This is a genomic window from Nocardioides sp. CPCC 206347, from assembly GCF_048654605.1.
Classification (GTDB): domain Bacteria; phylum Actinomycetota; class Actinomycetes; order Propionibacteriales; family Nocardioidaceae; genus Nocardioides.
Genome location: NZ_JBMCYZ010000001.1, coordinates 682929 through 708446, shown reverse-complemented (window position 1 = coordinate 708446; position 25518 = coordinate 682929). Strand labels below are relative to the sequence as shown.

At 64.4% G+C, this 25518-nt stretch carries 19 protein-coding genes; 15 read left to right on the top strand and 4 right to left on the bottom strand.

The window, feature by feature from the left end; genetic code table 11:
- Positions 1-120: 120 nt before the first annotated feature.
- The 10 genes from ACOACQ_RS03370 to ACOACQ_RS03325 all read left to right on the top strand — a co-directional run bounded on the left by ACOACQ_RS03370 (position 121) and on the right by ACOACQ_RS03325 (position 16934).
- On the top strand, positions 121-813 hold the full coding sequence (locus ACOACQ_RS03370) for a hypothetical protein (RefSeq protein WP_378596982.1): 693 nt from the start codon (positions 121-123) through the stop codon (positions 811-813).
- Position 814: 1 nt separating this feature from the next.
- Complete coding sequence (locus tag ACOACQ_RS03365; RefSeq protein WP_378596981.1) at positions 815-1243, top strand: very short patch repair endonuclease; 429 nt, start codon at positions 815-817, stop codon at positions 1241-1243.
- A 78-nt stretch (positions 1244-1321) separates the two neighbouring features.
- Positions 1322-4087: a DUF1156 domain-containing protein gene (locus ACOACQ_RS03360; RefSeq protein ID WP_378596980.1), complete on the top strand. Its 2766-nt coding sequence runs from the start codon at positions 1322-1324 to the stop codon at positions 4085-4087.
- 37 nt (positions 4088-4124) lie between these two features.
- Complete coding sequence (locus tag ACOACQ_RS03355; protein ID WP_378596979.1) at positions 4125-7508, top strand: Swt1 family HEPN domain-containing protein; 3384 nt, start codon at positions 4125-4127, stop codon at positions 7506-7508.
- Positions 7505-9007 (top strand): ATP-binding protein, encoded by a 1503-nt coding sequence (locus tag ACOACQ_RS03350; protein WP_378596978.1) that lies wholly within the window; start codon positions 7505-7507, stop codon positions 9005-9007. Before ACOACQ_RS03355 ends, ACOACQ_RS03350 begins: the two co-directional genes overlap by 4 nt.
- Positions 8997-10001 (top strand): PD-(D/E)XK motif protein, encoded by a 1005-nt coding sequence (locus ACOACQ_RS03345; RefSeq protein ID WP_378596977.1) that lies wholly within the window; start codon positions 8997-8999, stop codon positions 9999-10001. The genes ACOACQ_RS03350 and ACOACQ_RS03345 overlap by 11 nt, the downstream gene beginning before the upstream one ends.
- A gap of 5 nt (positions 10002-10006) precedes the next feature.
- Entirely contained in the window at positions 10007-12958 is a 2952-nt protein-coding gene (locus ACOACQ_RS03340) for a Z1 domain-containing protein (protein ID WP_378596976.1), read from the top strand.
- An 84-nt stretch (positions 12959-13042) separates the two neighbouring features.
- A complete protein-coding gene (locus ACOACQ_RS03335; RefSeq protein WP_378596975.1) occupies positions 13043-13267 on the top strand; it encodes a hypothetical protein in 225 nt (74 codons plus the stop codon).
- A gap of 65 nt (positions 13268-13332) precedes the next feature.
- Positions 13333-14427, top strand: a complete 1095-nt coding sequence (locus ACOACQ_RS03330; RefSeq protein ID WP_378596974.1) for a PIN domain-containing protein — start codon at positions 13333-13335, stop codon at positions 14425-14427.
- Between the two features lie 254 nt (positions 14428-14681).
- Positions 14682-16934 carry a hypothetical protein gene (locus ACOACQ_RS03325; protein WP_378596973.1) on the top strand — a complete coding sequence of 751 codons (2253 nt, stop codon included), beginning with the start codon at positions 14682-14684 and terminating at the stop codon, positions 16932-16934.
- 374 nt (positions 16935-17308) lie between these two features.
- Here the strand turns inward: ACOACQ_RS03325 and ACOACQ_RS03320 are convergent, their stop codons facing one another.
- The 4 genes from ACOACQ_RS03320 to ACOACQ_RS03305 form a co-directional block, all read right to left on the bottom strand.
- A complete protein-coding gene (locus tag ACOACQ_RS03320; RefSeq protein WP_378596972.1) occupies positions 17309-17488 on the bottom strand; it encodes a helix-turn-helix transcriptional regulator in 180 nt (59 codons plus the stop codon).
- A 203-nt stretch (positions 17489-17691) separates the two neighbouring features.
- The gene (locus ACOACQ_RS03315) at positions 17692-18789 is read right to left on the bottom strand and encodes a tyrosine-type recombinase/integrase (RefSeq protein WP_378596971.1); all 1098 of its coding nucleotides are present in this window, start codon (positions 18787-18789) and stop codon (positions 17692-17694) included.
- 709 nt (positions 18790-19498) lie between these two features.
- Positions 19499-20365, bottom strand: coding sequence for an alpha/beta fold hydrolase (locus ACOACQ_RS03310; protein ID WP_378596970.1), 867 nt, complete (start codon positions 20363-20365; stop codon positions 19499-19501).
- Between the two features lie 117 nt (positions 20366-20482).
- Positions 20483-21109, bottom strand: a complete 627-nt coding sequence (locus tag ACOACQ_RS03305) for a TetR family transcriptional regulator (RefSeq protein WP_378596968.1) — start codon at positions 21107-21109, stop codon at positions 20483-20485.
- A gap of 92 nt (positions 21110-21201) precedes the next feature.
- On the opposite strand from ACOACQ_RS03305, the gene ACOACQ_RS03300 reads away from it, so the two are divergent.
- From ACOACQ_RS03300 to ACOACQ_RS03280, 5 genes are read left to right on the top strand one after another with little or no spacing between them, the layout of a single operon-like run.
- Positions 21202-22449, top strand: a complete 1248-nt coding sequence (locus ACOACQ_RS03300) for an NADH:flavin oxidoreductase/NADH oxidase family protein (RefSeq protein WP_378596967.1) — start codon at positions 21202-21204, stop codon at positions 22447-22449.
- Complete coding sequence (locus ACOACQ_RS03295) at positions 22446-23345, top strand: SDR family NAD(P)-dependent oxidoreductase (protein WP_420287610.1); 900 nt, start codon at positions 22446-22448, stop codon at positions 23343-23345. The genes ACOACQ_RS03300 and ACOACQ_RS03295 overlap by 4 nt, the downstream gene beginning before the upstream one ends.
- A 1-nt stretch (position 23346) precedes the next feature.
- On the top strand, positions 23347-24180 hold the full coding sequence (locus ACOACQ_RS03290) for an alpha/beta fold hydrolase (RefSeq protein WP_378596965.1): 834 nt from the start codon (positions 23347-23349) through the stop codon (positions 24178-24180).
- 41 nt (positions 24181-24221) lie between these two features.
- Positions 24222-25046, top strand: coding sequence for an SDR family oxidoreductase (locus ACOACQ_RS03285; RefSeq protein WP_378596964.1), 825 nt, complete (start codon positions 24222-24224; stop codon positions 25044-25046).
- Positions 25043-25507: a DUF4345 domain-containing protein gene (locus ACOACQ_RS03280; protein WP_378596963.1), complete on the top strand. Its 465-nt coding sequence runs from the start codon at positions 25043-25045 to the stop codon at positions 25505-25507. The genes ACOACQ_RS03285 and ACOACQ_RS03280 overlap by 4 nt, the downstream gene beginning before the upstream one ends.
- The last annotated feature ends 11 nt before the right edge of the window (positions 25508-25518 follow it).

Below are 25518 nucleotides of genomic sequence, written 5' to 3'. Positions count from 1 at the left end.
ACCGAGAATCCACCATAGTCCGCAACTCTAGCCGGCCCGGCCGACAGTGCGTGGGGAGTTCGGTAGGACTCGCCGGCGACACCATACGCCGGCTGCCCGACAGCGCCGTACGCTCGAAGCGTGTTGCACGAGGTGTCGGCAGAGGCCGGGTTGGGGTTCTGTCATGCCGCCCTGCCCGAACTTCTGCCGGTCGGCTACCACGGCCCGCTCGTCGTGGCCCTTGACTCAAACGTGCTGATCGACTTCCAGACGCACGGCAGCGAGATGCTGAACGACGAGATCGGCGTCGCTGAAGCGAAGTACGCCGAAGAGTTGCGGTGTCTCGCGACCTTGCTAAACCTCTGGATGCTCCGAGACATCCGATTCGTCGTCACCCCACGGGCACGCAGCGACGCCAAACGCTCGATTCCGGGCTTCGACGAGATGATCGACGGCCTGGCTGAGTCTCTGGCGTTTCAATTCGGCGACTGGACCTACCCCGCACCATCGAACGAACCTGCGCCTCCGCCGGTCGGCGATGAGCATGGTCTGCCGCCCGGTGCCGACCGCGACTTGGTGTTGGAGGCACAAGCCGCCGGTGCACACACATTCGTGACCCGCGATCGCCGCGTCCTTCGGCGGACCGTTCTGACCGGGCCACCGATGCGGATCTGCGCTCCGAGTGACCTTGCGGACGAACTGGTCACGTCTGGAGTCGGACTGATGGCCGGTGGTCTCTGCGAAGAGCAGGGGTGCCCTTACGGCAACACGATGACGCCCGCGCCGGACATCGGCAAGTGGGGTCCCTTGTTCGCCCACTTCGAAGACGAGTGACATGGGCGTCCCTGTGCCAACCACCGACTCCCGAACGGCGCAGCGCATGGCGAAACAGCGCACCAGGGATACCGCGGCCGAAGTGCAGCTGCGTCGGCTTCTCCACGCCCGCGGGCTCCGGTACCGCGTAGACGCGGCGATACCAGGGTTGCCGAGGCGGCGGGCAGACCTCACCTTCGCGACCAGTCGCGTCATCGTGTTCATCGACGGCTGCTTCTGGCACGGCTGCCAGGAACACAAGTCCCTACCGCAGAACAACGCCGACTGGTGGGCCACGAAGCTGGCCCGCAACGTCGAGCGTGACCGGGAGACGGACGCTCATCTCGTCGAACAAGGGTGGCAGGTGGTTCGGATCTGGGAGCATGAGGACCCGGAGTGCGCGGCGGATCGCGTCGAGGCCGCTGTTCGATCGGGGCAATCCAGGTCATAACGGGTTCTGTCGGACCGCTCTGGTACCTATTGAGTGGAGCCGTTCGGCTCCGCACCGGGGTCGAGTCGAGGGAACAGATTGAAGCGCAAGCTCATCGAGGTGTCGCTGCCGCTTGAGGCGATCAACAAGCAAGCCGCCCGCGAGAAGTCGATCCGCCACGGACACCCATCAACCCTGCACCTGTGGTGGGCGCGTAGGCCGTTGGCCGCAGCCCGCGCCGTTCTGTTCGCACAACTCGTCGACGATCCGAGTGCCCGGCCGGACGAGTTTCCAACAGACGAAGACCAGCGGATCGAGCGCGAGCGACTGCACGGGATCGTTGAGCGCCTAGCGGACTGGGATCACCTTCGGGACGAACGTCTCCTCGCCGAGGCACAAACCGAAATCCTTGCGTCCACAGGTGGGGTAATGCCGCGGATTCAGGACGTCTTCGCCGGTGGAGGCACGATCCCGCTGGCGGCTGTCGGCCTCGGTCTCGACGCCGAGGCATCTGATCTCAATCCCGTGGCGGTTCTGATCAACAAGGCCCTGATCGAGCTCCCCGCAGCATCTCGGGACCAGCCGCCAGTCTTCCCCGGACTTGCGGATGGCCAGATCGGTGGCTGGAAGGACGCCGCCGGACTGGCGGCCGACGTTCGTGCGTACGGACACTGGCTCCGGGACGAGGCCGCTCGCAGTCTCCGACTCAACTACCCGGACGCCAAGCTCTCCGATGGATCAACCGCGATCTCGATTGCATGGATCTGGGCCAGGACGGTTTCCTGCCCGAATCCCATGTGCGGCATATCGGTTCCACTGGCTCGAAGTTGGTGGCTTGGCAAGAAGAAGGGGAAGGAAACTTACGTCGTCCCGAGGCTGGTCGCGGACAGCAGCCATCCGTCCGGTCAGGCAGTTCGGTTCTCGATCGGGCGAGGCGCGAGCAGTGCTCCGCCAAAGGATGCCGACGGCACGGTCAAGGGGAGGGCAGGGGCGACCTGCGTGTCCTGCGGGACGCACATTCCGATCAGCTATCTCCGAGCCGAGGGGAAGGCCGGCCGACTCGGCACCCAGATGCTGGCCGTCGTCGCGGAGGGGACCCGCCAACGCCACTATCTCGAAGTAGATGACATCCATCTTCGTGCTGCTGAAGTTGGTGAGGTTGACTCGCAAATTTCCGGCATGATTGCCGAGAACCCGCGCTGGTTTTCACCGCCGGCTTACGGTCTGACGTCATTCGCCGATCTCTATACGAGCCGTCAGTTGATGACGCTCGCAACGTTCTCTGATTTGGTTTCTGTGGCCCGCGAACGTGTTGTCGAAGACGGAGGGACCAGCGCCTACGCGGACGCGGTTGCCACATACCTGGGATTCGCTGTGAGTCGCCTCGCCGACTACGGGTCGTCAATGGCAACGTGGATGCCCGATCCGAAGAACGAAGGACTGCGAAACACATTTGCGCGCCAAGCGATCCCGATGACTTGGGACTTTGCAGAGGCCAATCCGTTCTCGGATTCCTCTGGAAACTTCGGCTTCATGCTCCGAGGAATTGTTCGTGTGTTGGAGAGCCTGATGCCACGGGCGATCGGGGTGGCTCGCCAAGCAGACGCGTCGTCCGCATCGCTTCCCGGAGCGGTGCTATCAACTGATCCGCCGTACTACGACAACATCGGATACTCGGATCTGTCGGACTACTTCTACGTGTGGCTTCGCCGTTCCTTGAAGGGCGTATACCCGGATCTGCTCTCGACCCTTTTGGTACCAAAGGCTGAAGAGCTAGTAGCGAATCCGTATCGCCACGGGGGTAAGCGCGGCGCGCAAGAGTTCTTCGAGGACGGGTTCCGCAAGGTTTTCGCGACTGCCCGGGCATCCGCTTCTGATGGATATCCCATCACCGTCTACTACGCGTTCAAACAAAGCGAGGCTGATGAGGATGGCGAGGCTTCGACAGGATGGGAAACACTGCTCGAAGGCATGATCACGGCGGGCTGGGAAATTACCTCGACATGGCCGATGCGCAGTGAGCGAAGTGGCCGAATGATTAGCCTCGGAACGAATGCCTTGGCGTCGTCGATCGTCCTGTCGTTGCGACCTCGACCGACGTCGGCACAGATCATCGACCGTCGCGGATACCTGGACTTGCTTCGAGACGAACTGCCGTCGAGGTTGCGCGAACTGCAGCACGGTGCGATCGCTCCAGTCGATTTGGCGCAGGCCGCGATCGGGCCGGGCATGGCGGTGTTCTCAAGATTCACCCGAGTAGTTGAGCCAAACGGGACAAGCGTGACCGTTCGTGCTGCCCTCCGCGTTATCAACACTGTCCTCGGTGAGGTCCTCTCCGACCAAGAGGGAGACTTCGACACTGACACGCGTTGGTGCGTGAAGTGGTTCGAGACGCACGGCTTCGACAAGGCTGGCTACGGCGAGGCCGAGACGCTCGCGGGGGCATACAACACGTCGGTTGCGGGACTCGACCGATCCGGTGCCGTCTACGCCAAGGCGGGCGAGGTCCGACTGTTGACGAGTGGCGAGCTTGCGAGGTCGTACCGCCCGGAGCGCGACGAGCACATCACGCTGTGGGAAGTGGCGATGCATCTGGTCAAGGCACTCGACGAAAGCGGACTGGCCGAGGCGGGACGGATCCTCGACGGAGCGTCGACACGCGTCGACGTCGAGGCTGTTAAGGAACTCGCGTATCTCGTGTTCTCCCATGCGGAGAAGCGATCCATGGTCCAGGTGGCTGGCATGTTCAACGCGCTAGTGACGTCGTGGCCCGAGGTCACCGCGGCTGCGAAGGCTCACGCAACTGCTGCCCCAAACGCGACCGAACAGGTCATGCTTCTTATTGATGACGAGTTGGACGGGTAAGGAGGGGGCATCAATGGCAGTTAGCAATCGTGAGCGCGTGACGCGTGCACTGGAGATCTCGGCGGACGCTCTCGGGCCGTTTGTCTCCCGCCAGCTCGCCCCTCATGTCCCGGCTGGGATGGAGTGGCCGTCCATCCTCCGTGTTCTTGACGAAGAGAAGGGGAACGACAAGGCTGGCTTCCTCTACGCGCCTTCGGACCTTGCGCTTCAGCTGCGCGTGATGACCGAACGCCTCGGCGCGCTCGGCTTCCCGTTCTCCACCGCGTTGTCGCGTGCCGAGCAGAACCTCGCGGGCGAACTCCGCGAGGTTCGGAATCGAGCGGCTCACGGGGCGCCGTTCAGTTTCGATGACACGTACCGTGCGCTGGACACGGCTGAACGGTTGCTCCGCGCCGCGGACCAACCTGCTGCCGCTGACAGGATCAAGGCCGAGCGAAACGACCTTCAGCGCACCCAGATCGAGGCAGAGACCCGCCGCGATGTCCGAGAGAGCACGTCAATCTCGGGGCTCGGCGACGTCGACCTCACGCCGTGGCGTGAGGTGTTGAAGCCGCACCCGGACGTGCTAAGCGGGCGCTTCAAGGAGTCCGAGTTCGCGGCGAACCTGCACTCAGTCGCACATGAGACAGGTACCACCTCCGCCGAGTACTCGGACCCTGTCGAGTTCTTTCGGCGAACGTTCCTCACTACGGGGCTCAAGGATCTCTTGACGCAGGCAGCCAACCGTGTCGCCGGCGGAGCCGCCGCGGCTCCGGTGATCAATCTTCAGACAACGTTCGGTGGTGGCAAGACGCACTCGATGCTCGCTGTCTGGCACCTCTTCTCGTCGGTGCCGTCGGCCCAGCTCCCGCAAGAGATCCAAGAGATTCTCCACTCCGCCGACCTCGCCGACACCGATCGAAGCATTCGTCGTGTGGCCGTCGTCGGCAATGAGATTGCCGCTGGGCAAGCCCGCGAGCGTGACGGGCTGACAATTCGGACGCTTTGGGGGGAGATCGCGCGCCAGCTCGGAGGAAAGGAAGCATTCGACCTGTTGGCGGAGTCCGACGCCAACAGCACAAGTCCGGGCGACCACCTCCGGGACGTCCTGACTCGCTACTCGCCGTGCGTGATCCTGATCGACGAGTGGGTTGCCTACGCCCGCCAACTCGGGGACGACGACCTTCCAGGCGGCACGTTCGAGACCCAGTTCACCTTTGCCCAGCTTCTAACTGAAGCCGTTGCCGCGACGCCCGGTGCGCTCCTGCTGGTGTCGATCCCTGCGAGCGATGTTCGCCGCGAGCAGGACGGAACGTCCGAGTTTTTGGCCTCCGACCTGGAGACTGGTGGCGAACGTGGTCGTGCCGCACTGCGCCGACTTGAGCACGTTGTTGGCCGGGTCGCTCATCAGTGGCATCCCGCTTCGGCCCAGGAGTCGTTCGAGATCGTGCGGCGTCGGCTGTTCGAGCAGCCCGACGCACAGGCCTTCCGACAGGTGGCAGCCACGGCCCGCAAGTTCGTAACGTTCTATCGCGAGCACCAAGGCGAGTTCCCCCGTGAGACGACCGAGGACGCCTACGAGCAGAAGATCCGTTCTGCATACCCGATCCACCCCGAGCTCTTCGCACGGCTCTACGAGGACTGGTCGACGCTCGAACGTTTCCAGCGCACCCGGGGTGTGCTTCGGCTCATGAGTGGCGTGGTCAAGGAACTCTATGCGGCAGATGACGACTCGCCGTTGATCATGCCGGGGTCGGTCCCGATCGCGGCTGACCAAGTCGTCGGTGAACTGACTCAGTACGTCGACGCTCAGTGGCGCTCAGTCATCGACTCGGACGTCGACGGGCGTGACAGCCTCCCGTTCCAGATCGATCGCGAGCGCCCGCTATTCGGCAAGCGTGGCCTCACACGACGCATCGCGCGCGCCACGTTCCTCGGCTCGGCAGCGACCCTGCAAAGCGCACACAAGGGGATCGAGCGCAACCACATCTTCCTGGGTGTCGCGATGCCAGGCGACACAGTCGGCAACTTCGGGTCCGCACTCCAGATGTTGAGCGACCAAGCGACCTACCTGTTCTCGGAGGGCGTCCGCTACTGGTACGACCTACAGCCTTCGCTCAATCGCACTGTCAACGAGCGCGCAGCGAACCTGCATGAAGAAGACGTGTGGGCCGAGGTCGTCACCCGGCTCAAGCAGGCGGGGCAGGCGGGTGCCGACTTCGCGGGAGCCATCGTCGCTCCTGAGGACACCTCCGACGTGCCCGAGGCGGAGGCCGTCCGATTGGTTTACGCCCACCCGCGATTCACGCACAAGAACAAGGACACAGACTCCCGAGCGATCAGATTCGCACGGGACGTCGTCGCCAACCGCGGGAGCGCCAGCCGCGAGCGACGAAACACCTTGGTCTTCCTGGCCGCCGACGAGCAGCGCTACGCCGAGCTGGAGTCGATCGTCCGACAGCACCTCGCATGGCGCAGTGTCGTCAAGGACAAGGACCATCTCGACCTGACCCAGCAGCGCGTTGCGCTCGCGAGCGCCAAGGTTGACGAGACAAACAAGGTTGTCTCGCAACGGATCGGGACCAGCTGGATCTGGGCGCTCTATCCGCGCGATCGCGGCGAGAATGAGCCGTTCAGCATCTCAGTCGTGCGCGCGGACGGGGACGACGATCGACTAGGCGTCCGCACCGGTAAGAAGCTCGTCAAGGAGGACGTGCTCCGGGTGCAGATTGCGCCGGCCACGATCCGCCACGACCTGGACTCCAAGCTGCATCGGGTCTGGAACGAAGGACGCATCCGCGTCGGCGACCTGTGGGACTACTACACGAAGTACCCGTATCTCCCACGCCTGCGCGACAAGACCGTCCTGGTGCGCGCCATCGAGGATGCCGCCATGGACATTGCGTGGACCCAGACCGGGTTCGCGCTGGCGGACGACTACGACGCGACAACAGGCGACTTCATGGGCCTGACCGTGCCGCTGGAGGATGGTCCTGCCGTCGTCACCGACGACACCTACCTGGTCGCCCCGCACGTCGCATCGGCACAGCGTGCCCGCGAACAGGCTGCGATCCGGTCCAGCGAGCCGGCCGTCCAGGTCCGCACGAGCGAGCCCACCTCAACTGACCCACTTGCTCCCTCGGTCACGACGACTCCGTCGCCCGTGACCGAAACGTCGTCGGTGGTGGAGCGCGCACGATATGAAGGCCGATACGAGGTCGACGCGAGTGAGCCGGATGCCATTGCCGGCAGACTGCGTGAGGTGATCGAGGAGGTCCTTCGGCACATCGTGACTGCCCCGGGTGCCGAGAACGTCTCCATCGTTCTCGAAGTCAGTGCCGAAAACAGTGAAGGTTTCTCCGAGGCCGTGGCTCGGACAGTTCGCGAGAACAGCAAGGTTCTCGGGTTCGACAAGAGCGACTTCGAGGACGTCGAATGGTGACAGCCTCGAACGATGTCATCGAACGGATCAAACTCGCCCCCGACGCGGGCCTGGTCAACAGCCTCGGGGCCAACCACACCTTGGAGTCGGCTATCGCCGACCTCGTCGACAACAGTATCGATGCGGGGGCGTCCCGAGTTTCGATCCGGCTGCTGACCCGTAACGATCGCCTCACGCAGGTCGAAGTGCTCGACAACGGCAGAGGCATGGACGCTGCCGGGGCGAACGCCGCCATGACGATCGGTCACCAGCGTGAGTACGTGGACGGGGACCTGGGTCATTTCGGAATGGGCCTCAAGGCAGCGTCGTTCGGTCACAGCGACGTGCTCACGGTGTGGTCCACGCAGTACGGAGCAACGCCTGTAGGGCGTCGCATCCGGCGCGCCGATTTCTCCAAGGACTTCACGTGTGAAGTGCTCTCGGCCGACGTCGCAGCCGAGCATGCTGCCGAGCGACAGATCGTTCTCGGGTCTCTCGAAGGGACGTCGATCGTTTGGACCGATGTTCGCAATGCGTATCGCGGTCGGAACCCTGAAGAGGCACGTAGTTGGCTCTCGACGCGCAACGAAGTCCTCAGAGCGCACCTCGGGGTCACGTTTCACCGGCTCCTGACCGCCAAGCGGCTTCAGATCGACGTGCTTATCGACGAGCTGGGAGAAGCCCTTGCAGGCCCGGGAATCCCGGTGATGCCCATCGATCCATTCAGCTACGCAACCTCGGGGCACCCGGAGTACCCCAAGGACCTCGTCGCGAGGGCTGGCGAGACGCGGGTCAAGCTGAAATGCCATGTGTGGCCAGCCAAGTCCGACGTCACCGGCTTCCGGATCGGCACCAAAAGCGGTGAACAGTTCCAGGGTTTCTACATCTACCGAAACGACCGCCTGCTCCAGATCGGCGGCTGGTCGGACACGGCCACGCCTACCGCGGCACGCCAGCTCGCGAGAGTCGTGTTGGAAGACACGGGTGCCATAGGTCCATTCGTGACGATGAACCCCGAAAAGAGCGGCTTGAAGTTCGAGCCTGTCTTCCATGACGCGATCAACAAAGCCGAAGCCGGCGACGGCACCACCTTCCTGACCTACCTCCAGGACGCCGAGTCGATCTACACCGACGCGAACAAGCGGAAGCGCCAGCGCAAGCCGGTAATCCGGCCGGACAAGGGTGTAGCGCCGGCGGTCCGCAGGCGCATTGGGACCGAGTTGTCGTTCATCGACGGCGAAGCTGTCAACATCAAGTGGAAGCGCATGCCAGCGGGCGAGTTCCTGGATGTGGACCACCCGGACAAGACCCTGTGGCTCAACAGTCGATATCGCGCATTGTTCGCTCCTGACGGCGGGAGTCTGAATGACGCCCCTGTGCTCAAGGCATTGGTCTTCCTGCTGACCCACCACGTCTTCGAAGGTCAGTTTCTCGGGTCGCGGGACAAGGATCAGATAGCTCTTTGGCAAAGTGTCCTTGGGGCCGCTGCGGCCGCCGAGGAGCACATGCGTGGCGAGTGAGGACGAAGCGATGACGATTTCGCCGGATGATGCGCGGCATCTGACTTTCACAACTCTCGACGAGCTGTGGGCGAACGGCGCACCCATGGTGCTGCCCATCAAGGGTGAGCCGGCTTGTCGCCTCCAACTCGACCCCAAGAACGGCCTCATCACACTGGTCACGGCTTATGACACCCCCGAGCCCGACGTTGCCAAACTCAAGAACGTCGGCTTCAGTGCGGTGTCGTCAGGGGACGAGGAGTTGGCCGAGCTGACGGTTCGTGTCGAGGGCAGCGTCCACGGTGCCTATGGCTTACTCGCCACCATTGCCGACGAGCTCCAGATCGAGAAGATGCCGCTCGCTGCGGCAGTCGCGGCCGGAGTCGCCCGCCATCGAAATGTGTTCGCCAGCCGCGGTGCGATGACCACCGAGAAGGAGGTCGGGCTGATCGGAGAGTTGCTCTTCCTGGAGTTCCTCATCCATCAGGTCGGCGCGGGTCCGGCGGCGGCTGCTTGGCAAGGTCCACTGTCCGAGGAGCACGACTTCACGTTCGACTCGGTCCACATCGAGGTGAAGACGACCAGTGGTGAACGACGGCGGCACGTCGTGCACGGACTGGACCAGCTCGTGCCGCTCCGGGGGGTGCCGCTCAGCATGCTGTCGATCCAGCTCACGAGGAGTTCCCCGGACGGTGGTCGGACCCTTCCGCAGGTGGTGGCAAACGTTCGAAAGATCGCTGGCGGTCACCAGGTGGGAGTCGACGCGATGTTGTCCAGCTTCGGCTGGCAGGACGAGGACGCCGACCTGTACGCGACTTTCTGGGCATTGCGTTCCGAGCCGCGTGCGTACGACGTCAAGAACGACTTCCCGGCAATGACCCCTGACTTGGTAGCACCGGTCGTACCCAATTTCGCACTTCTGTCGGACGTCTCGTACAGAGTGGACCTGACCGACCTGCATCATGACGCGCTTCCCGACCCCATCGGCGGATTCGTGGAGTCGAAGGAGAGCTGACGCACGTGACCGACCAGCGCCCTGGATGGGCCGACGCCCTGACAAACGTGTTCGTGGCCCTGAAGAACCAACTACCCACGCCACTGCTTCCTCTGCTTGCAGCAATGTCCGGATCGACCGTCGACGAGCAGGAACTAGCAATGTTCGTGCGCGGTGCGGACGAGAACGAGTCCGCCCTGACCCAAGCTCGCATGGCACTGGCGAAGTGGGACAGCCAAGACGACCACGTCGCCGCTGACGGCATCGCCACGGCACCGCGGACGCAGGAGCGCCGCTCGGCGATCTACAACGGACTCGGTCTTGTCGGTGAGGCGGCGGCGGCATTCACCGAGAGGGTCGAGGTATTCGAGCTTCCCGCCATCGTGATTTCGAAGGTCTTCGAGCCTTGGTATCCGGCCGAGCGAAAGCTCAGGACCAGCGTGTACTGGGATGACTACGAGACGTACTTGCGTGATGTGAAGAAGTGGCCGGCCTCATCCATCTCGTCCCTCGACGAGACCACCTCCGAAGTGATCGAGCGACTCAGTCGCCCGACCCGACCCGAAGCGAAGCAGACGAAGGGCCTCGTCGTCGGCTACGTACAGAGCGGGAAGACCGCGAACTTCACCGGAGTGGTCGCCAAGGGGATCGACGCCGGCTACCGCTTGATCATTGTGCTCACCGGGACGATCGAGATCCTGCGCTCCCAGACTCAGAGGCGCATGGACATGGAACTCATGGGGGTCGAGAACATCCTCGGCGGGCAGGACCCGACCGACCCTGCTGTCGCCAAGGAACTCGACTACCAGCAGGACGAAGAGTGGAAGGCAGATCGCTTCGTCAAGCACGGTGATGCTCTCACCCTTCCGGGTGTCGTCGAGATCGCCCGTGTGACTAGTCATCACAGCGACTACAAGCGGCTGCCCCAGGCCATGACGAAGCTCAAGTTCGCACGCAAGAACAAGCAGAAGCCGCTCAATGACGAGGAGAACCTCTTCCACTCGGGTGCCTATGTCGCCGTGCTCAAGAAGAACAGCGCGCCGCTGAAGAAGCTCATCCAAGACTTGAAGCCACTGAAGAACGACCTTGCTGAACTACCTGTTCTGATCATCGACGACGAGTCGGATCAGGCATCGGTCGACACGACCAACCCCGCGAAGTGGAAGAAGGGCTCGGCCGAGAATCGCAAGCGCACCACGATCAACCAGTTGATCACGGAAATCCTCAAGATCTGCCCCCGTGCCCAGTACGTCGGCTACACCGCGACACCCTTTGCGAACGTGTTCGTCGACCCCGACGACGAACGCGACCTGTTCCCGGCAGACTTCGTCCTGTCGCTCCACAGGCCGCCCGGCTACATGGGCGTTCAGGAGTTCCACGACGTCGGCAAGAGGTGGGACGACGAAGAGAAGACCGTCGCCAACTCGAACGAACTCGCCCACATCCGTCCGCTCGTCGGTGATGTCGACACCGATCCAGTCGGTCGCATCGAAGAGCTTCAGGAGGCGCTCGACGCGTGGGTCCTCTCGGGAGCCATCAAGAAGTACCGCGAGGGAAGCTCGGACGTCGCGTACCGCCACCACACGATGCTGGTGCACGAGTCGGTCAGGAAGGACGACCACGCCGACACCGCCACCGACGTCCGGTCGCTGTGGGGCAAGGCCAAGTTCAACTCGTCCGAAGGTTTCGCACGGCTGAAGAAGCTCTACGACACCGACTTCCGGCCCGTCATGGAAGCCCGCGCAGCGGGCGCTCCGATCCCCGCTTCCTTCGAAGACCTCAAGCCGTTCATTGGGACGGCACTGGCCGAAATCACGATCGACGGTGACCCGGTCCTCATCGTGAACTCGGACAAAGAGATTCAGACCCAGCAGAAGAAGCTCGACTTCGAGGCCGACAAGGTGTGGCGCATTCTCGTCGGCGGCACCCAGCTCAGTAGAGGCTTCACGGTCGAAGGACTCACCGTCTCCTATTTCCGACGCAAAGCCGGCCAGGCAGACACCCTCATGCAGGCCGGGCGCTGGTTCGGATTCCGGCCCGGCTACCAAGACCTCGTTCGGCTCTACATCCGGCGCGACTCTCAGGTCGACCTCTACGAAGCCTTCGAGGCGCTCCTGATGGATGAGGAAGCGTTTCGAGCGGAGCTAAGCCAGTACGCCGGGTTCGACGAGAATGGCATGCCCCTCTTGGAGCCGCGGCAGATCCCGCCGCTAGTCAGCCAGCACCTTCCCTGGCTCAAGCCGACCGCCCGTAACAAGATGTGGAACGCCGTCATCGCCAATAAGGCCCCGACGGACATCCAGGACCTCTACGGGCTCCCGCCGAGCGGAAGCGACGAGAACCGCAAGAACCTCGACAACGTCGTGGTGCCGCTGCTCAAGCACGCGACCACCGAGGTCATGCTTCCGTACGAACTTGACGGCAAGGCAGGCTTCCACCAGCGGGCCAGAGTCGGCCTCGTGGGCGCCGATGAATTCATCCAGCTGTTCGGCAACCTGGCGTGGAACGACGAGTACGAGGCCAACATCAAGGCGTTCCGTGGCTTCATCAAGAAGGCGACGGACGACAAAAAGATCACCGACTGGGCCGTTGTCTGGACCTGGCCCAACACGGGCGGACGTCTCTTCGACATCCCGGAGCTCGGCGGCGATGTCTCTGTCGTGAAGCGCAAGCGCCGCGCAGGGCGTATCGACTTCGTCGGCTCGGACCGCAAGCACCGTGCAGCCGCGAGGCCGATCGCACTCGGGGAAGCGGTTGCCCCGCTCGGAGAGTCCTCGACCCGCGGGGTCATCCTCATTTCGCTGGTACCTGACCGCGAGCCAGATGAAGCCACGACGCCGATCGACCGAAAGGATCTCGTGGGCCTGATTTCAATCGCCGTGCCAGCCAAGGCGGTGCCGAGGAGCAACCTGATCCAGTGGACCGTCATCAACTCGGCGAACCCCGATGACGTGGTCGTCGACCAGTCGGCCCAATAGCTCCACAGAAACCCCGGCGCGATGACTTTCCACAGAATCGGGGCCGGAAGTGACACATCGTGATTGCGCGGGCAAGCTGGATGCATGACGGCGAAGGATGGACGGATCGGGATCTTCCGTTCCCGCGTCACTCGTGACGGCGAGGCGTTGATGCGGGACGGGCAGCCCTACTTCCAGATGAGCCGCATGCCGGAGGCGAGCCGGCCGGACGGCGACCGCGACCTCTTTGAGATCCAGTTCGCAGACGGAATCTGGATGCTCGTGCGGGAAGACGACCTCGTCGCTGGCGTAATCGGGCAGGTGGAGTAGCCGAGCGTCGTCCGGGCGCGAATGGCGCCGGCGATCTGTCGGCGGACCTTCGTAGGATCGGTTGCGTGAAGACCCTGATACTCGACTCCAACGAGCTTGCTCGGGACTTCGTGTGCATGAGCCTGCGCTATCAACTGCTTGAACACAGCGGTCCATCTCCCTGGGTCCAGGTCCATATTCCAGCAGTCGTTCTCGAAGAGACGGTCGCGAACTACGAGCGTGCTCTGGCCAAGGCAGGCGACGCCTCTGGCCTTGCCGAACGAGAACGCCGTCGGCTCGGCCTTGACGTCATTGGCGCCCTCGACCGCGATGCCTACCGTGACTACCTGTTGGAACGATTCGACTACCGGCTGGGCTTCACTGTCCTCACATGGCCCGAGGTGCCGCACGTCGACCTCGTGAAGCGAGCCGTGACAAGAACGCCGCCGTTCAACGCGAATGGAGGCGGCTACCGCGACTCACTCATTTGGGCCGACGTGTTGGAACTCGCTCGGTCTGGCCGGGATGTCGTGCTTGTGTCCTCGGACAAGATCTTCGCCGGACCCGATGGCAACCTCGCGGAGCAGCTGGCCGCAGAAGTGCGCGACCTCAAGGGTGCCGTGGAGCTCACCCAAGAACTGGGGCCTTGGCTCCTCGACGCCCTGCCCTGGGGGGCCGATGGGATGACCGATGCGGTGATGAGCGCGCAGGACCGCGAGGTCTACGAGTACATGCAGACGTCCGATATCCAGGGCGAGCTGGAACCTCACATTGTCGACCTCGGTTTCGAACGGTCTCCGTACAACGTGCTGGTCGACGACGTGCAGTGGGACGGAACCTTCACCAGAGTCTCAACCTCGGTCGGTCCCGATGGCCTCTACGTCGCCGAGTACGACCTAGACGAGACGGTCTCAATCGCGGCGACATTCAACGCACTAGATGTGCGGGATGCGGGCTGGGCCACGAGTAAGACCGACTCGCTCGGTCAGGTCGTTCTCGAAGGGGATCTTCCAATGGTGGTGCGGATGGCGGTCCTGTTTGGCGGCGATGTGTCGTTCAGCATCGAGGAGATCGGCTGGCGGCGATCCGATGGCGTCGGCCCAGGTGCCGATGTGTATCGACCCGAATTGGATCAGATGCAGCCGTCCATGTTCGATTCAACTGGCGCACCACACACCTGAGGACGGACGCGGGGCGGGAGTACGAGTGGATGAGCCGAGCGTTGGCCTCATCTTTGTCAGGTGCGGCCAGGAGCCCGCGTCACGCGTTCATCCACGACGACTTGCGCTTGTCCCCCGGCCCGAAGAGGTCCTCTCGATGTTGGGGGACTGCCAGGCCCGTTGTTCCTCGGGTGTACCGATCGACGTTGACAATGGCGCCGCGGTGACGCATTCTTTTCTGGTACACCGTAGGAACAACCAAATTGGAGCCGGGGATGAAGTTCTACACCGCCAGCAAGAGCCGAAACCAGGGCCGCGAAGCGTGGTCGGTCATCTTCCGCCACCCGGCCCGCCTGGACCTGGCAACCGGTAAGACCGGACGTCGCGTCCGTCGCGGACTTGGCACCAGCGACGAGACCGAAGCAGGAATGCTCGTCGACCAGCTCAACGAACTGCTCAGTAGCCCCCAGCTGTGGGAAGCCACCGCTCGGTCGACGGCGGTCGGTCGCTTCGACGCCCGGATCGTCGACATCTTCTACGAGGGTCTGGAGGCCGCGGAGGTCGACTTCGCCGAGCTTCGCGATGCCATCGTTCCGCTGCCGGGTGAACATGACGGTTACCGCACGGTCCTGCTACTCGGCACCACTGGCGCTGGCAAGACCACTGTCGTACGGCAACTGCTTGGCACCGACCCGGACACAGAGCGCTTCCCTTCGACATCAACTGCGAAGACGACAGTCGCCGACACCGAACTCATCACGACCGACGACGAGCTCTACCGCGCCGTGGTGACCTTCGTTCCTCGTGACGAGGTAGTCGACTACGTCACCGAGAACGTGTCCGAAGCTGCGCTCGCCGCCTTCCGCAAGCGATCCGACGACGAGATCCGCCGTCGCCTTCTCGACCACATCAACCAGCGCTTTCGGTTCAGCTATGTGCTCGGACGCGGCACTGCCCCGACCGGTGATGATGACCTTGCTGATGATGACGATGTCGAAGACTTCGAAGACATCGATCCTGATGAGTACGGCACCGTCGATCTCGCGACCACGACAAGGGTCGTTACGAACGCCGTTGAAGCGGTGAAGATCGTCGTGGCCCGCCACGCGAGCGTTATCAGCGAAGCCTTTGCGGACATCGAGGAGGACGAGCGCGTTTTGGAGGAGCTCATCGAGGAGAGTCTCGACAGCGATCTACGGCAGTCCGACGAGTTCCACGAGATCGTCGACTCGCTCTTCGACGAGATCGAGAAGCGCTTCGCCGCGCTGGATGTGGGAGACCTGACGCGCAACCGCCAGGGCTGGCCGACTACCTGGTCGTGGGAGTCCGATGACCGAGTGGCGTTCATCAAGCTGGTGACGCGCTTCTCCAGTAACTACGCGCCGCTGTTCGGACGCCTTCTGACACCGCTGGTCAATGGCATCCGAGTGAGCGGGCCCTTCCAGCCGGACTGGGCGTCAGCGCCCGTCCGCCTGGTTCTTGTCGACGGCGAAGGACTCGGTCACACCCCGAAGTCGGTCGCGACGCTCTCTACCCATGTCGCGACTCAATTGCAGAATGTCGACGCGGTCTTGCTTGTGGACAACGCTGCGCAGCCGATGCAGGCTGCCCCAGTCGCAGCGCTCAAGGGCATCGCTGTCTCGGGCAACGCCAGCAAGCTGCACGTCATCTTCACTCACTTCGATCAGGTCAAAGGCGACAACTTGCCGGGGTTCAGCGACCGCGAACAGCACGTCCTCGCATCGGTCGAGAACGTGCTGAAGTCCATCGGCGACGAACTCGGCCCCGCCGCCGAACGCGTGCTGCGCCGTCGAATCGACAGGGCGCGCTTCTTCGTTGGCGGCATCCAGGATCAGCTCGACGCCAAGAAGAAGGCTGGCTCGCGCTCTATCCAGCAACTCGACGCCGCCTTGGACCTCCTGGCGCACCCGGAGCGCGCCGCCGATGCCGGCCCGAGTCGCCCAGTGTTCAACCGCATGAACCTGTCACTGGCCGTGATGGAGGCAGCAAAGACCTTCCACACCCGATGGCGCGGCATCCTCGGTCTGGACTACAACCCGGACGCGCCCAAGGAGCACTGGACTCGCGTCAAGGCACTCAGCCGTCGGCTGGCCGAGGGATGGAACGACGAGTACGACAACCTCAAGCCTGTGGCTGACTTGCGTTACCACCTTCAGATGCAGGTCTACCTGATGCTGCAGCGCCCGGAGCGCTGGTCCGGCGGCGAGCCCAGCGAGGACGAGAAGCAGGCGACCATCGACGCTCTCTCGAATGCCGTGACGAACCGGCTCGTGGAACTGACCCAGCGCCGCCTCCGGGATGACGTTCGGCTGGGCTGGCAGGAGGCCTACCTGCAGAAGGGACCGGGGTCGACTTTCGTGCGAGCCCGGATCATCGCCAACGACGTCTACGACCGTGGCGCTCCGATCCCGACAGTGAGTGCGTCGCCTGATCAGAACCGCTTCTTGCGTGACGTCGCCGATGCTGTAGACGAGGTCGTTCGCGAATACGGTGGTGATCTCGAGTGAGCCCACATTGTCGATTCGCTCGGAGTTCGCCTGATACCGCGGATTCGAACCACGGCCACTTACTGGCCACAAACAATGGCCCGCGTCTCCAGAACGCTCCAATAGAGTGGGGCTCTGTCCGTGAGGTTTCCGCTCAACACCCCGAGGAAACCCACGTTCGTCCAAGTTGGACGGTAGTGGTCCGGACGCCGATCACGTCCACAGGTCGCTGGTCCAAATGTCTGTCCGACCTCGCCTGTTCGACCTCGTGGGCGCGCGCAGGAGATTGTTCGTGTGCCACATGCTGGACTCGGCCATGACCTGCCTGAGTCGCCATTCGTGCCGGTTCGACGGCTCGCCGCGTGAGTCTCGCCCAACTCCAGTCCAGCGGGCCATTACGACGCCGCCGCCAACGAATCGACGTACCCTTCCAGATCTGACTTTCGGACCCGGCGGGTGCGGTCGATGTGAACGGAAGGCAACTCACCTGACTTCAGCAGCTCGTAGACCTTCGAGCGACTGATGCTTAGGTAGGCGGCGACCTCTGGGACTCTGTAGAGCAGTTTGTCATCCATGGCTTCCTCCGGCGGCGACGTCGCTGACAGTCACCTATGGGAGTTAGATGGCCTCGAGCGATCAGATGGGCCAGAAATGCTCTGAGTCCACGGCCGCTCAGGACAGCCGTACGCCGGAGTGTGTCGCGGGGTCCGCGGCTCGTACCGCGCCGACAATGCGTCGTTCGGTTGAGCACCACAGCGATCTGACTCGTCAGCGTTGCTCATTTGTCCCTGGTTTGAACGCGCGTGAGCGCGTCGAGGTTGCGCTGGTCGGTATCGGGGAGGGTGTGGAGGTATTTCTGGGTGGTCTGGATCTGGGAATGGCCCATCCGTTCCATCACGGACTTGAGGTCGGCGCCGCCGGCGAGCAGCCAGGACGCGTGGGCGTGCCGCAGGTCGTGGACGCGGACGGGGAAGTCGACTCCGCTGGCTTTCACGGCCGGGAGCCAGGTCCGGGTGCGGAAGGTGTTGCGGGAGATCGGGGTGCCCGCGGTGGTCGCGAACAGCAGTTCGTCGCGGCCGATGCCGTTGGTCTTGATGTGTTCGGCGATCGTGTCGAGCCAAGCCTGGCGGACGCCGAAGGTGCGGGGTTCGTTGTCCTTGGGGTAGGGCTTGGCCAGGTAGCGTTCCCCTGTGGGGGAGTGCTTCTTGGAGACCTCCACGATCGTTTCCTCCACGGCCAGGGTGCGGCGCAGGAAGTCGATGTGGCGGGGCTTGAGCGCGATGAGCTCGCCCCAGCGGAGTCCGGCCTCGATCAGGGTCTCGATCATCAGCCGGTGCTGGGCGGGGAGGGCGGCCAGGAGCCGGTCGAACTCCTGCGGGGTCAGGGTGCGAGTCCTGCGAGTAATCACCTTGGGCAGCTCGGTGTGGTCACACGGGTTGTAGACCAGGACCCGGTCCTTCACGGCGCGGCCGAAGATCGAGGACAAGAAGACGTGGTACTTGCGGATCGACCTCGGCGAGAGACCCTCGGTGTGCGCCTTGGTCACCCAGTCCTGCACCAGAGAGGGCGAGATCCGGTTGAACTTGCGCTGGCCGAAGAACGGGTAGAAGTGCTTGTCCAGGTTCGAGACGTAGGCCGCACGGGTGGAGGCCTCCACGTGCTTGTTGGGCAGCCACTCGGTCTCGACGTACTCGCGGAAGGTGATGTCGCCCAGGGAGGAGTCGTGCCATGAGCCGGCGAGGACCTTCTGTTCTTCGCGGTTGGCGGCACGTTGGGCTTCGCGGCGGGTGGAGAAGGACCCGGCCGAGCGTTTGTGGCCGTCGGGGTCGCGGTAGACGCCCATGTAGGTGGTGCCGCGTGCTCCGGTGCGTTCCATGATCCACGCCATCGCCTGAGACCTCCCGAGAATTGTCGTGTGGGCCAGTTGTAGGCAAAGTCGGCATGGACCTGCTGGGACGTTCGTGGACGTCCGTGGAACCGAAATGTGCCTCTGACCTGGGAGTTTACCCGAATCGTGAGCGTGGAGCGAGGATCGAAATTGCCTGTAGGTATAACTCATAACCCAGAGGTCGCAGGTTCAAATCCTGCCCCCGCTACAAAGTATAAGTGCAGGTCAGAGGCGGTTTCCGAAGAATTCGGAGGCCGTCTCGATCTGCTCTGCGGGGTGCTTGTAGGCAATTGTGGGCAGTCGAGCTGCCGCGACGGCAGCGCTGCGTCCGACGTCAGTGGATACGCATGGATCGCGATGGCCACTGGTGGACTCACCGGACTGAGCGCCGTCCCTTTGCCCGGCCGCGCGTCGGCGTTGACCCAGAGGTCAACGACTCACGATCTGTATCGTCGAACCGTTCTCCTGCCGCGCGGCAAGGGTGGCGATCGTCCCTGTGAACGACGGCGTTCGCGACCTCGCCCAGCGGTCGCGCTACCCATGGCAGTTGGGCTCGCCCACGTGGCGCGAGTCCCGGTTCGCTAGCTGACGGCGGCGGCGATGGGGCCGAGGCTGTCGAACAATTCTCGTTCGTCACGGATGCGGACTCCGTGCTGGCAGCGTCCATGATCCGTTCCCCTGTTCAGTTGGTAAGGGATCAGTCGGCGAGGAAGGCGGTGGCGACGGGAGCGAACTGGTCGTGGAACTGGAAGATGCCGCCGTGTCCGGAGTCGGGATAGATGATCAGCTCCGAACCCTCGATCCGGCGGTGCAGGTCCTCGGAAAGGATCGAGGGCACCATCCGGTCGTTGTCACCGTTGGCGATCAGCGTCGGCTGGGTGATGACCGAGAGGTCGTCGGGCTTGCCGCGCCCCCACGCCTTGATCGCCTTCAACTGCGTCTGGAACCCAGTGAGCTTCATCGGTGCGTCCCGGTCGGCGGTGCGCTCCTGCAAGCGCTTCACGAAAGCCTTGGCTGCCGGCTTGCCGGTGGCGTTGCGGTTGAAGAACAGGAACTCCTTCGGGTCCGAGCGGGTCAGAGTGGCGCGCAGAATGTCGTAGTAGGTCGTCCGGGCGACCTTGTCCATGTCCTTGCCACCCTTGGGTCCGGTGCCGGTCAGAACGAGCTTGCGCACCAGGCCCGGGTTCTTGACGATGAGCGCCTGGGCGATCATGCCGCCCATGGAGAAGGAGAAGATGTCGATCGTGTCGTAGCCCAATGCCTTGATGAAGGTCAGGGCGTCGTCGGCCATGGCCTCAATGGTGTCGGGGACCGAGCCGCTGGAGGCTCCGACGCCGCGGTTGTCGAACGCGATGACGTGGCGGTTCGCGGCGATCGGGTCGACGATGCGGGGGTCCCAGTTGTCCAGGGTCGCGGCCAGGTGGACGAAGAACACCACCGGGATACCGCCCTTGGGTCCCAGCTCGCGGTAGGCGAAGGTGACACCGCCTGCGGTGATCGTGCGCGCAGGGGCGTCCCTATAGGCCGTGACGACGGCGTCACCGGACTGGTGCTGGTTGTTCATGACGTTCTCCTTCTCTGTGAATACGGATGGGTCGGACGGCTCGGGATTCAGGCGGCCTGTTCGATCGTGGAGAAGTCGGTGTAGCCCTCGACGCCGCCGGTATAGAACGTGTTGGGATCAGCGCCGTTGAGACTCGCGCCCGCGCGCCGGCGCTCGGCGAGATCGGGGTTGGCTGTCGGCGATCCGCATCGCGTTCTGGTACCCCGAAGCGAGAACCAGATCTGACAGCTCAGGATCGGTGACCGCGCGGGCGAGCTGGAGCGACGAAACCAGGAGCGTGAAGAGACCGATCGCCCGGTCCCGGGCACCCACGGAATCGACGACGGCGAGGTGTCCTGTAATCGCGTCGATGAGCGCCCGCGCACCGTCGGTGTACGCCTCCCGGGTGGCAACGTCCTGACGCGTGATCTCGTCGAGCAAGGCTGCCGAAGGGCAGCCGTTTCCAGAGTCGTCGCGGTGCTCGGGGGAGAGGTATTCACGGACGAAGGTCTCCACCGAGGCGAGGCCGAGGGGCAGTGCCTCGACCCGCGCGACCTGGGCGGCGAGCTGATCGGAGACGACCGTGGCGATCAGGTCGTCCTTTGACGCGAAGTGTCCGTAGAAGGCGCCGTTGGTCAGGCCCGCGTCGGCCACCAGCGCGGAGATGCCCGCCCCGTCGAACCCGTCGCGCTTGAACCGGCGGCCGGAGGTTTCGATCATCCGTCGTCGCGTCGCGTCCTTGTGTTCCGGTGCGTACCTGGCCATCGCCACATTCCTTTCGTCGTTCTACTTGCGCCATCATAGCATTACGAGCATACTAGTATGAACGTAATGCAACTCGTGAACCAGGAGCCTCGATGTCTGCACTCACCGACCCGCTGGAACTTCCCTGCGGCGTCCGCTTGCCCAACCGAATCGCGAAGGCAGCGCTCAGCGAGGCGTTGGGTGACGCGGACAACTCACCCGACGAGCGGATCGTCACGCTGTATCGCAGGTGGGCGCAGGGCGGCTACGGCCTGCTCATCACCGGCAACATCATGGTCGACCGCGGCCACCTCGGAGAGCCCGGCAACATCGTCATCGAGGACGACCGGGCTCTGGCCCGGCTAACCGAGTGGACCAAGGCAGCGCACGACGGCGGTGCGGCGATCTTCGCCCAGCTCAACCACCCCGGACGCCAGTCCAACCTGCTGGCCGTCGGGCACAAGCCGGTCGCTCCCAGCCCGGTGGCCCTGGCCATGCCGGGCGCCGCGACTCCGCGCGAACTGACCCCCACCGAGATTGAGGACATCATCGACAGGTTCGCGACCGCGGCCGGGGTGTGCGAAGAGGCAGGTTTCGACGGCGTCGAGCTGCACGCGGCCCACGGCTACCTGGTCACCCAGTTCCTCTCGCCGCTCACGAACCTGCGCACCGACGAATGGGGCGGCACTCCGGAACGACGGATGCGGTTCCTCATCGAGGTCGTGCGACGGGTCCGGCAGCGGGTGAGCCCGGGCTTCGCCGTCGCCGTCAAGCTGAACTCGGCCGACTTCCAACGGGGAGGCTTCACCGAGAAAGACTCGCGAGCCGTGGTGGCCGCACTGGCCGGCGAGGCCGTTGACCTGATCGAGGTCTCCGGTGGCAACTACGAGTCCCCGGCGATGGGTGGTTCCGAAGCGCCCGCCACCAGGGCACGCGAGGCCTACTTCCTGGACTACGCGCGGTCCGTCCGTCGCGAGGCAGGCGCCGTGCCGATCGCGGTGACTGGTGGCTTCCGCAAGCGCACGTCGATGGACGACGCGCTCAGCGCGGGCGACTGCGACCTCGTCGGCATCGCCCGACCGACGGTCACCGCCACCGACGCCGCTGCGAGCCTCCTCGACGGAAGCACGACGACGCTGGTGACCCACGAGATCCAGGCCGGCATGCGCCGGTTCCTCGGCCGCCTCACCGATCTGAAGGCGCTCGACGGGTTCTTGAACATCAGCTGGAACGTCGACCAGCTGCACCGGCTCGCCCGCGGCCTCGAGCCGGACCTAGACCGAGGCCCACTGGTGACCGCCCTGGCGATGGTGCGTCGCAACGGCCGGGTGTCCTTCCGCCCGAAGCGGGGCGTCTCATGACCCGCGTGACCCGCACGCCGTACGACCTCACCGACAAGGTCGTGCTGATTACCGGCGGCAACGGCGGCATCGGTGCGGCGACCGGGCGGGAACTGCTTCGCCGAGGTGCGCGGCTCGTGGTCGCCGACATCGACACGACGACTCCAGAACGTGCGGCGGCGCTCGGCGCTGACCGGGTCCTCGGTTGCGTCGCCGACGTCCGGGACCGGTCTTCGCTGGATGACGTCGTGGCACAGGCGGTGGACCGCTTCGGCCGCCTCGACGTCGTGATGGCCAACGCCGGCCTGCTGGCCAAGGCGGCGACCCTGCGCAATACCCCTATCGCCGACGTCGAGGCCACGCTGGCAGTCAACGTCACGGGGGTCGTCAACACGGTCGCTGCCGGCATGGACGAAGTCATCACGAACCGGGGCCAGATCGTGCTGATCAGCTCGGTGTTCGCCTTCATCAACGGGATGGGAACGATCCCGTACGCGATGAGCAAGGCCGCCGTCGAGCAACTCGGCCGAGGCCTACGCCTCGAACTCGCCGACCACCAGGTCTCGGTGCTCACCGCCTACTTCTCGCTCGTCGACACCGACATGATCAAGCACGGTGTCGACAACGACGACGTCGTACTCGAGCTGCTCTCGACCCTGCCGAAACCCATGCTCAAACGCGTCAGCCCGGCCTCCGCTGCGAACGCCGTCGTCGACGGGCTCGAGCAGAGATCCGTGCGCGTCATCCACCCCGAGGTGTGGCGCCCCGTTTCGACGCTGCGAGGCATCCTCGGCCCCAGCCTGGATGCCAAGTTCGCCGTCGACCGCCGCATCCTCGACGTCCTCGCCCGCCTCGACGCACGCTCGACCCCGACCGCCTCTGCCCACGCATCCCGCACCACCGACGAAGGAAACTGACATGACGACCTGGCGAGACACTCCCACCAAGACCGTCACGATCGACGGGACCCCGTTCGCCTACCGGCAGCTTGGCGACACCTCCGGCGTACCGGTGGTCTTCCTGCACCACTTCACGGCAGTCCTGGACGACTGGGACCCGCGGATCATCGACGGCATCGCTGCCCAGCATCACGTGATCGCGTTCGACAACCGCGGCGTCGGCTCGACCGGCTCCAAGGTCCCCAACGACATCGAGCAGATGGGCGCCGACGCGATCGCGTTCATCCGGGCGCTGGGGTACGACGAGGTCGACCTCTTCGGGTTCTCGCTGGGTGGGGCCGTCGCTCAGATGGTCGCACTCCAGGCGCCCGACCTGGTCCGACGGATGGTGCTCGCCGGCACCGGCCCCCGGGGCGGCGGCGGCATCTGGAAGATGCCGTTCATCGTGGGCGGTGCCTACGCCAAGGCGTTCGCGACCCGCAAGGACCCACGAAACTTCCTGTTCTTCCCCCGCAACACCGAGGGAAAGAAGGCGGCGAAGGAGTACTTCCCGCGCCTTGCCGAGCGCACCCAGGACCGCAGCCGACCGATCTCCCGGCAGGCGGGCGTTGCTCAGCTGCGGGCCATCACCGCAGGTGGCCTGCACGCCCCCGACGACCTGTCGGTCATCAAGGTGCCCGTCCTGGTCGCCAACGGTGACCACGACCTGATGGTCGCCAGCGAGCACTCCGCCGACATGGCCCGTCGACTCCCCGACGCCAAGCTGGTCGTCTATCCCAACTCGGGTCACGGCGGCGTCTTCCAGCACCACGAGGAGTTCGTCCCTGAGGTCCTTGCCTTCCTGGCCGACTGACCTTCCATGACCAACCCATCACCCGAGCTTGGAGCAATCACATGCCAGCTGTACTAGTGACCGGTGCCAGCCGAGGGATCGGCCTGGCGATCACCCGACACATGAGCGATCTCGGCTGGGACGTCTACGCCACCGCTCGATCAGCCGCTGATCTCCTCGACCTCGACCAGTTGCCGAACGTGCATCCCATCCAGCTGGACATCACGGACCGGTCCGCCGTCGCGGCTCTGCACGAGCATCTCCCGCCCGCTCTCGACGGCGTGATCAACAATGCCGGCATCATCGTGCAGGGCCCCGTCGAGGCCACCTCGATCGATGACCTGAACCGGCAGTTGGACGTCAACGTCACGTCCCAGATCGCGGTGACCCAGGCTGTGCTTCCGCAGATCCGGGAGGCCCGCGGCCGGGTCGTGTTCATGTCCTCGGTCAGCGGATTGATCACCCTGCCGGGCACCGGCGCCTACAGCGCATCGAAGTACGCCCTCGAGTCACTGGCCGATGCGCTGCGGATGGAGCTGCGCCCCTGGGGGATCCGGGTCTCACTGATCGAGCCCGGGCCCACGCGCACCGACATGTGGGGAGACGCGCTCGACGACTACGACCGCATGACCAAACAGCTGAGCCCCGCACATGGTGAGCTGTACGCCTCGCACCTGGTCGGCACCCGCAAGCTCCTGGGCCGCATGCAAAAGCTCGCCGGCGATCCCCAGAAGGTCGTCTCGGCTGTCGACCGTGCACTCACCTCACGTCGCCCGAGGCGTCGCTACCGCACCGACAACCTCAGCCGCGTGCAGCTCGCGCTAACGTCGGTCACCCCGACCGCCGTCAACGACGCGGTGCTCGCAGCCGCCACCACGTCCAAATGAGCACCGTCGAGTCGTCCCCTGCCGCCGAGAGGCGTAGCCGACGACGCCTGCAGTGGACCCTCGCGGTGCTAGCAGCCGTCCCGGCCGCCAGCGCCGGACGCGAGTTAGTTCTCGGCCCTCAAGGAGTGCCAGGCGGATCGCCGGACGTGACCCCGACGGTGGACAGCGCGCTCCGCTACGCCAACGTGTTCAAGTTCGCCGTAGGACCTGTCATCTGGTCCCAGCTCGGACGGGTCGAGCGATCACCCGGCGTGACCTACGCGCTGGCCAGCCTCTTCGTGGGCGGATTCGCCCGTCTGAGGTCCTGGCAGCAGCGGGGACGGCCCCACCCGGTCACCGTGGGAGCGGTCGTGCTCGAGATTGCCGCACCACCGCTGTTGATCGCCTGGCAGCGGCGCATCCGCACCCGCTCGCGTCGACGCAGCACCAATGCCACCGCCCGACGAGATGGCCGTGAGTGAGCCCGTCGAGG

Bases quoted from the DNA above. Each gene is read 5' to 3' on its own strand.
- ACOACQ_RS03325 (WP_378596973.1), top strand. From the start codon at position 14,682: ATGAAGTTCTACACCGCCAGCAAGAGCCGAAACCAGGGCCGCGAAGCG.
- ACOACQ_RS03280 (WP_378596963.1), top strand. From the start codon at position 25,043: ATGAGCACCGTCGAGTCGTCCCCTGCCGCCGAGAGGCGTAGCCGACGA.
- ACOACQ_RS03315 (WP_378596971.1), bottom strand. From the start codon at position 18,789: ATGGAACGCACCGGAGCACGCGGCACCACCTACATGGGCGTCTACCGC.
- ACOACQ_RS03300 (WP_378596967.1), top strand. From the start codon at position 21,202: ATGTCTGCACTCACCGACCCGCTGGAACTTCCCTGCGGCGTCCGCTTG.
- ACOACQ_RS03310 (WP_378596970.1), bottom strand. From the start codon at position 20,365: ATGAACAACCAGCACCAGTCCGGTGACGCCGTCGTCACGGCCTATAGG.
- ACOACQ_RS03335 (WP_378596975.1), top strand. From the start codon at position 13,043: ATGACGGCGAAGGATGGACGGATCGGGATCTTCCGTTCCCGCGTCACT.
- ACOACQ_RS03295 (WP_420287610.1), top strand. From the start codon at position 22,446: ATGACCCGCGTGACCCGCACGCCGTACGACCTCACCGACAAGGTCGTG.
- ACOACQ_RS03290 (WP_378596965.1), top strand. From the start codon at position 23,347: ATGACGACCTGGCGAGACACTCCCACCAAGACCGTCACGATCGACGGG.
- ACOACQ_RS03320 (WP_378596972.1), bottom strand. From the start codon at position 17,488: ATGGATGACAAACTGCTCTACAGAGTCCCAGAGGTCGCCGCCTACCTA.
- ACOACQ_RS03305 (WP_378596968.1), bottom strand. From the start codon at position 21,109: ATGGCCAGGTACGCACCGGAACACAAGGACGCGACGCGACGACGGATG.
- ACOACQ_RS03285 (WP_378596964.1), top strand. From the start codon at position 24,222: ATGCCAGCTGTACTAGTGACCGGTGCCAGCCGAGGGATCGGCCTGGCG.
- ACOACQ_RS03365 (WP_378596981.1), top strand. From the start codon at position 815: ATGGGCGTCCCTGTGCCAACCACCGACTCCCGAACGGCGCAGCGCATG.